Consider the following 7,915-nt stretch of genomic DNA (forward strand, 5'->3'; position numbering starts at 1 on the left):
GAATGCTTGGCAAAATGACCGCAACAACAAAGAAAGTCGGATAAACTGGCAGTTTACCACCAAGGAATCAAGAGTGAAACTAAAAAGACTTTATCCGTCATTTAATGATTAACATAACACTAGCTACTGTCCCAAATTTTGGGGTATCTACAATTACTAAGATGGTTTCTGATAAAACAATTTAACTAAACGAAAACCTCTTCTTCATGTAATACTTCTGTATATATATTGTGGATATTTTCAATCATTTGCTCTCTTGTAAAATAGTTATGAAATCTATTCTCAGCGTTTGTCGAAAATTTAGCCTTCAATTTAGGGTTATTCGCTATTATTTTTATTGCTTTGGCCAAAGCTCTTGGATTTTTAGGTTCAACATTATAGCCAGTCTCACTATCAGAATTTACCCAACTCACTCCTGATCCATCAATATTTGTAGCAACTATAGGTTTAGCTAAACTCATTGCTTCAATTAACACAACTCCAAACGCCTCACTCCTAGCGATTGAACTCATGCAATACACATCACTAGCTTTATAATAGTTAGCTAACTCTTGATCTGGTATTTTACCTAACATCTTAACTTTATGTTCAAGATGTAAGGACTTTATATACTCTTGTAACTTTATTTTCAGCTCTCCATCACCGCCTATCAAAATTATAAATGAATCATCTAAATATTGAGCTGCTTTAATCAAATATTCAAACCCTTTATAGTATCTCAATCTACCTAAGGAAAATACTATTTTCCGCCCTTTAAACTTTTGTCTAATTTTATTTACACCTGGCATTTCAGGTTTCAAAATATTTGTATCAATACCAATAGGGACAGCAATTGTCTTATTTCTAACACTTCTAAGATATTTTGAGCCAACGATATAATTTGGTGTAGTTGCAATGATTTTATCAACTCTTTTTAATAACCAATTTTGTAAAGGTTCAAAAAACTTTAAAGCAAGCTTTTGTCTTATAATATCACTATGCCAATGCACTATAATTTTTTGAGAAGGATTTACTAAATACAATGCAAGTGTCGCTATTGGATCAGGGTAATGCAAATGTATTATATCATAGTGATTGCAAATTTCTTTCAATTTCAATATTAACTGCGGTGTTAATGAAGTTGAAAGGAATGACCCTAAAGTTTTAGTTCTAAAAACCAAATAGTTAGAAATCTCATCAACTTTATATGAATATTTATCATTCGAACATAATACATCACATTGCACACCCACATTATTCAGGCCCTCTGTGATATCCTTCATTACAGTTTCAATTCCTCCAACATTTGGTGGATAATACCTTCCAAATTGTAGTACTTTCATTTTAGAATAATTAACCTAACTATTGTTTTTATTGACAACTACTTAAATACAAACCTTTCGCCACTTGTAAACGACACCTAAGATAAATCAATGGTTGGAACAAAAATCAAACAATTGCAAAATTAATGGAATACTTGTTTTTAAGTAAAAAATAAAATCAAAAAACTACCTATTATATATAGGTTTATCCAAATATCCCAAAACCAATTAATATAAAAAATTATTTAGTCCTCATTAGATTTGTTTGAAGAATCTCTTCCTAAATTTTTAAATAAAGGCCAACACATATCATCTAACATTAATTTAGGTATTTTTAAGAATGGGTAGCAATACTTTTATTTGTCAGCTCTTCTTCAACCCTATACAAATAAAGTAATAAAAGTGAACTAAAAAATGAATAAAATATAACCCCTTTCTGCGTTCTCAACATAGATTCTGTCATTACAGACAGCCCAAATAGAATAAAAAAACTGGCAATTAGATAATTTTTTTGTTTGACAGATTTTAAAAAAGGCAAAATCAAGGTGAGTTCAAATAATATCAAACCAATCAGACCTAAAGAATTTAAAGTTTGCAAATGTTGGTTATGCACATTAAATTCAGTATCAACTCCTTCTTGATAATTGTATTTTTCATATGATGTCATTAATTCATCTAAGGCATCACCAGGTGATACTCCGACTATTGGAGATTTTTTAAATACATCAATTGCAGAAACCCATTGAAGCTCTTTCCTCCAATAGCTGTTTTTATCAGAATACCTATATAATAACTTTTCATTAAAAAATAATGCATAAATAGCAAAACCAATAAAAATAAACACTCCCCAAGATATAATTTTATATTTTCTATTACTGAATAGATTTAAGGTTCTATAAATAAATGTTAAAAAGAAAAGTACAAAAATAACTAAGGATGTTCGTGAACTTAAATTAAATAAAGTAAATATTAAAATTGGTATTATTATAAGATTTGATGCAATTTTAATTTTGGACTTTGCTGCTTTTATATTGGTTATAACATCCTCGAATAAAATAAGTATTGCAAATATCACATACATTGAAAAATATGATGGATGAATACCTAAGATAGGACTTGTATAATTCTCTCTATTGAAAGGGGAACGCCATGCTGGAGAAGTTTCAAACAACATTCCATTGCTTTTATAAACAGCAACAAAATAACACAATAATGAATAGAAGAATATACAATATGAAAAGGTCAACAAAATCTTTCTGATTCTAGAGGTTGTTATAGTAATTCCCCCAATAACTATTGGAAAGATTAACATAGAAAGCCTTACTTCTAAAGCAAATAGACCGCTATCGATATTTTTGGTATATAATAAAGCAATCACATGCAAAAGATAAAATACAATTAATGGAATTAATAATTTCCTATTTTTTAAGCTAACAAATGTTTGAGAGAACTTTTTGCTCAATATCCAAAGCAATACCAATAGTATTATTATTATACTACTAGCTGTTATACCAATAGGCATAAAAACAGCAATTAAAACAAGTAGAATATAGTTAACATCCTCTATTAAAGAATTTGAATTAATTAGCATTTTCAAAGTGCTTATCATGCCTTATACCAAGATATTTGAGTATAAAAAACTCAAGATTAAAAATAATAATGTGACAAAATTAACAAGCCTGGTCTTTGGAAATCTTATCCCACTTTCTAATTTGAATACTCTAAACTGACACTCTGTTGCAAGGTATAAGCATATCGTTTGAGTTATGACAATCCAAATTAATGAAACCGTATGAAATAAATCTATTGTAAATATTGCTACACTATAACACAATACTATATAAATGAAATAAGTATTCACAGTCTTCGAAAGATTCTCTCTATAAGTAAATGTTTCGTTTAAAGTCATACTTACCCAAAAAACCATTTGAAAAACAAAATAAGTGTAAACATTCTGATTTTCATTATATGATTCTTTTAAAATAGAAAAATGCTCATAAAACAATAATGGAACTAATATCCTACATACAACTCCTAATAGTAAAATCACAAATAAAAAGATTGAAATATATTTATCCAATTCGTCTGAATTGGATAAATATATTTTCTTAAAAAATAATATATTCACCACCTGATATAACATAACAACAATTGCAGCTATACGAAAATAAAAAGAATAAATACCCACATAACTTGTAGGTAAAAAGATTTCAGTTATAACTCTACCACTAGCAGTAAGTGTCATTACCAAAAAAGAAGAGAGAATTGTAGGCAATCCAAACTGTAATATAATTTGGTATTTTTTGAATAGCTCTTTTAGAGAAAGTTTCGAACGAAAAAAATTTAAATAAGAAATCAGAAATAACAACAACAGATAGCCACCTATAAATAGGTACATTAATAAAGTCGAAAAATAGCAAATTTTAAAATATATACAAAGACAAAGAATTGTGAGAATAATAAACAACCCAGAATCTAATAAAACCGCAAAAATGGGTTTAGAAAATGATTTTAATATTGTCGAGTAGAATTGTTGTAAGGAAAGTCCTAATGCAATTAAAATTGGTAGGGACTGTGATAGTGAAAGCCTATCACAATAGATATTAAATATTAAAAGCAAAAAAATCATCGATAATAAAATAGGATGTAAATAGAAAGCTCCAATAAATCCTTGTTTACTTCTTTTAATTACAAGATGTGGGAAAGATGCATTTGTGCCATAATTAAAAACAATACCTAGATAAGCTCCAAGAGATAGTGCAAATTCTATAGTTCCATAAATCTCTAAATTCAATAAATTTGATAATAAAAGTGGTGCGCCAAACACACAAAGCTTTGCAACAGTAAATGTCGCAAAAAAAAGTACTATTACTCCCAGCTTTTTACCAGATGAATACTTAGGTTTATTTTTAGATATAAATGGAAGGGGTAACAAAATTTTTCTAAAAATCATATAATAAACAACAATGCCTATTTTTCTTTAAAGTAGTGAAATATATTATATTAGAACCTCAGTTTCTAAGTAATATATAGTGGTTGAGTATTCTAAAATATTGGTACCTTTTAGTGGTCAGGAAATACGCTTTTCATATACTTCTTCACAAAGACCTTCTTTGTCAATTTTAAAAAGGCTTGCCTTTGCCATATCAGCATTAGTTTCAATATGCCGTAAACGTTGACTCACATATAAACCCTTTTTATTTAAAGATTTAGAAACTATTGCTCCACTTCCAATGGTAACTCCATCAACGACTTTTACACCCAAATTAAATATACACCTTGATCCTACATAAACATTTGAACCAATTTTAACGTCTCCATCAATCCTATACCTACCAGGCCCTTTTTGGTCATGGTAATATCCATGAGTCCAAATTTGACTATTTTTACCTGCCAAAATAGAGAAGTCCCCTACTTCCACATTCCTGGTACAATCTATATAATGTGAAGATGTAATTCTAGCCAACTGCCCAAGCTTTATTTCAGCCTTTCCATATGTAATACCGATTGGCGCTCTGCGAACTATATTAAAATTACCAAAAGATGCTTTCTCATCTAGTAATACATTAATTGGTCCTGATAAAATATTAAAATTTTGTAAATAGGAATATTTTGACATATTTAATGAAGCAACATTTACCAAATTAAAATGTCCAATTTTAACATTATCCTTAAGCTCAATTGAGTCTAACCAAATTATTGAAAACCCAATTTTTATTTTTTCACCAACTTTATAACCTAATATTCTTAGTAAAAATGGTAATGCTCTACTTGGAAAGCATAAACAGATTAATAGAGTTATAATTTTTTTTACTTTCATCTCAATTTCCCTCTAAATTCAACATATGTTTTAAATAGGAATAACCATAACAATAAATTTGCAGACGCTCCCAAATAATAAGTTTGTATAAACAAACAAAAAGTTAAGATACCAAATAACAACAGGAAAAAAACATGTTTAAATGAAGCAATAACGGACAAGAATAATAGAGGAAAAACATAGTATAAAAAGCCTAGCAAACCATTTTCCAGTAACAGAAAAAGAAAACTATTTTCACTACTATTTTTTGCCATACTCCTAAAGTACCCTGCTTTTCCGAGTAGTAAATTTATTGGTTCGTAAGAAAGGTACTCTTTCAAACCTAAGGTCCAAAAATGAAATCTTGCAGAATTAGTTGAATGTTCAGAATTGAACATAGATAGAATTCTATGAACAGATTGAAAATCTAGTTTAATAAAAACAACTATTAAAGAAATTAGACCAATGGCAAGGTAAAAAATCTTTTGAGTAGATATTTTCCATATAGATTCAATATTTAAACTGAATACCCATTTAACGATTAAAATACTGCTTATACACAGGATTCCTAACCTTGAATTAGCTAAAATACATGCTAGCAAATTAAATACTAAAATTCTTGTATCTTTATAAAAGAGTAAAGAAGTACCAATACAAAACTGCCCTAAGGTTAATGGCCCTTCAAAAAGTCCTTTAGCTCTAAATATTCCAATTGCCCCCCCAAAAAGTTTTTTAGATAATTCGACAGCCTCGCCTTCTACTTCAATTATTGATACAAATAAGTACTCTTGAAAGACATACTCAGAAGTAATTATTAATGTATTTATATGTACTATAACTTTTAATAGTTTACAAAAAAAATTAAAGTCTAATGTAAATACTAAACAGGCTGTTATTACTCCAAGGTAAGAGTTAACAGTTGCATAACTCAACCAAAAAGGTGCTGAAATAACTAATAGACCACTAGCAAGAGCCGTATAAACTAGAATACCAATATCTATTAATTGTTTCTTATTAAAGAAAATAAAAGTAAAAAGCCACATTAACCAAAAACAAGCAAAAGTTACTTCTCTGAAATAACTTAAATTAAAACGGGCTTCTATTAATGGTGAAAGGTATATACTCCCGACTAACAGTAGTAATGTTAATTTATCAAATAAGGCAGTTCTGATTTTAGGAATCAACTTACTTAGTATAATTAAAATGTCTTGAAAATTGTTATCTATGAAAAATCATAATAGTAGGAAAGCTTCATCATTATTAAAACATTGTAGTATATACGCAACATTATTTGTTCACACATTCAAGCCTGATAATATATCGTCAAAAGCCCCTACAATATGTTTAATATTCTGATTTGAAACACTATTTTTATCCATAAATGGATCTGAAATAACCCCATTGTAACTTGTTGAAATCAACAAATTCAAAAATTTTATTTTGTCACTATTAGACAACTTAGGGAAAGCATCTTTTTTTACTGATTTTATATAACTATCTATAGTGCCGATATCATCTAAATAAACACAATTTGCAACAGTATTATTTATTGTTTCAACTAGAGTTAAAACCGGTTTATTTGCCAAAATACATTCAATCGCGATAGTTCCTGTAACTGTTATGACTAAATCAACTTTTGGAAATACTTTTTCCATAGGGGTTTGATGACTAATCAACTTTACATTATTTGCATTGTCACAATAATTTATTAGCTCTTTAGAAATCTCATATTTTGATTTAGGGTTTGGCTTTATATACAGTATTTCATTCTTACTCAGCTGTTTTGCCAGTTCTTTGATAAGATTAAATTGATCTCTGTATTCTCGTCCCCACACATCAATGTTTGCTTCTGGTTGCATTTGCATTGGGTATAGCAAAGCAGCTTGATCTCCATCAGCAACTTCTTTATATGCTATATCTTCCCATTGTTTTATCAACAATTTTTTATATTTCTCTTTCCTCCATTTAACAATAGGGGATGGAGTGTTGTATTTGTCACCGCCATAATATCCTCTCAAAATTTTTAATTTATCATAAAATCTTTTTCGATTCTGTATTTGAACCAAATTCATATAATTTGGCTTTACATTTCTGTTCACTATTTGATTTATGATTGATAAGGCTTCAGAATTTGTTATCACCTGTTGAGAACCCTTATATGGTTCTAAAGTGTCATACTTATAGAATGAAAACCTACCAACAGGGTATCTACATGTAGAAGGGTTTAAATATAAAATATTTTTCCCTTTACAAATTTCTATAGTCAGTAATTCATGGAATGCAGTAGCTTCACCAAACACAATATCTGGCTTCAATTTATCAATAACCCTTTCTATTGTAAATTGATAATAAAATATATGACTGGTGGTTTTTAAAGAAAAAAAATTTAATTGCCTATCTGACTTTATTACCTTTTCATAGGCTGACAAGCAATTACTTTTATTTAATAATCCATGATTTGTAGGATAAGGAATTACTTCTATTTTTCCATTGGAAGGTTTAAACATGTGATTCTGAATAATCCAATAAACGTCATACCCCCTCTCTAACAATTCCTTCGCTATTGCATCATAAAAATAGGTTTTATACCGATTTTCAACAAATAGTATTTTCATTACAACTATGGCCCTTCAGTTAATTTTACTTTTAATGTAATAAGAACTACTTCGTTCTCATAATTCAAAATCAAATCATTTTATTTATTTTCTAAATAAGTCCATGTAAGCGGTATTCCTCTTTTTAAATCCTGTGTCACGGTTTTTCCTAAAATACCTTTTAAATATTTAGGGTGCAGTCCATAACCTGGGCGGATAGA

The 7,915-nt window shown here is 28.8% G+C and carries 7 protein-coding genes; all 7 read right to left on the reverse strand.

Annotation, left to right across the window (positions count from 1 at the left end; all coding sequences use genetic code 11):
- Positions 1-185: 185 nt before the first annotated feature.
- A complete protein-coding gene (locus AAG747_RS28980; protein ID WP_346824764.1) occupies positions 186-1,322 on the reverse strand; it encodes a glycosyltransferase in 1,137 nt (378 codons plus the stop codon).
- A gap of 313 nt (positions 1,323-1,635) precedes the next feature.
- Positions 1,636-2,892 carry an O-antigen ligase family protein gene (locus AAG747_RS28985; protein ID WP_346824765.1) on the reverse strand — a complete coding sequence of 419 codons (1,257 nt, stop codon included), beginning with the start codon at positions 2,890-2,892 and terminating at the stop codon, positions 1,636-1,638.
- A gap of 21 nt (positions 2,893-2,913) precedes the next feature.
- Entirely contained in the window at positions 2,914-4,254 is a 1,341-nt protein-coding gene (locus AAG747_RS28990) for an MATE family efflux transporter (RefSeq protein ID WP_346824766.1), read from the reverse strand.
- A 117-nt stretch (positions 4,255-4,371) separates the two neighbouring features.
- On the reverse strand, positions 4,372-5,121 hold the full coding sequence (locus AAG747_RS28995; RefSeq protein ID WP_346824767.1) for an acyltransferase: 750 nt from the start codon (positions 5,119-5,121) through the stop codon (positions 4,372-4,374).
- Complete coding sequence (locus tag AAG747_RS29000) at positions 5,118-6,284, reverse strand: hypothetical protein (RefSeq protein ID WP_346824768.1); 1,167 nt, start codon at positions 6,282-6,284, stop codon at positions 5,118-5,120. The genes AAG747_RS28995 and AAG747_RS29000 overlap by 4 nt, the downstream gene beginning before the upstream one ends.
- Positions 6,285-6,395: 111 nt before the next feature.
- Positions 6,396-7,715, reverse strand: coding sequence for a capsular polysaccharide export protein, LipB/KpsS family (locus tag AAG747_RS29005; RefSeq protein ID WP_346824769.1), 1,320 nt, complete (start codon positions 7,713-7,715; stop codon positions 6,396-6,398).
- A gap of 80 nt (positions 7,716-7,795) precedes the next feature.
- A complete protein-coding gene (locus tag AAG747_RS29010; RefSeq protein ID WP_346824770.1) occupies positions 7,796-7,912 on the reverse strand; it encodes an SAF domain-containing protein in 117 nt (38 codons plus the stop codon).
- Positions 7,913-7,915 lie beyond the last annotated feature (3 nt).

Source organism: Rapidithrix thailandica (genome assembly GCF_039710355.1).
Taxonomy (GTDB): domain Bacteria; phylum Bacteroidota; class Bacteroidia; order Cytophagales; family Flammeovirgaceae; genus Rapidithrix; species Rapidithrix thailandica.

What these genes read in the sequence shown, in the direction of transcription:
- AAG747_RS28990 (WP_346824766.1), bottom strand. Translation starts at nt 4,254, where the DNA reads ATGATTTTTAGAAAAATTTTGTTACCCCTTCCATTTATATCTAAAAAT.
- AAG747_RS28995 (WP_346824767.1), bottom strand. Translation starts at nt 5,121, where the DNA reads ATGAAAGTAAAAAAAATTATAACTCTATTAATCTGTTTATGCTTTCCA.
- AAG747_RS28980 (WP_346824764.1), bottom strand. Translation starts at nt 1,322, where the DNA reads ATGAAAGTACTACAATTTGGAAGGTATTATCCACCAAATGTTGGAGGA.
- AAG747_RS29005 (WP_346824769.1), bottom strand. Translation starts at nt 7,715, where the DNA reads ATGAAAATACTATTTGTTGAAAATCGGTATAAAACCTATTTTTATGAT.
- AAG747_RS28985 (WP_346824765.1), bottom strand. Translation starts at nt 2,892, where the DNA reads ATGCTAATTAATTCAAATTCTTTAATAGAGGATGTTAACTATATTCTA.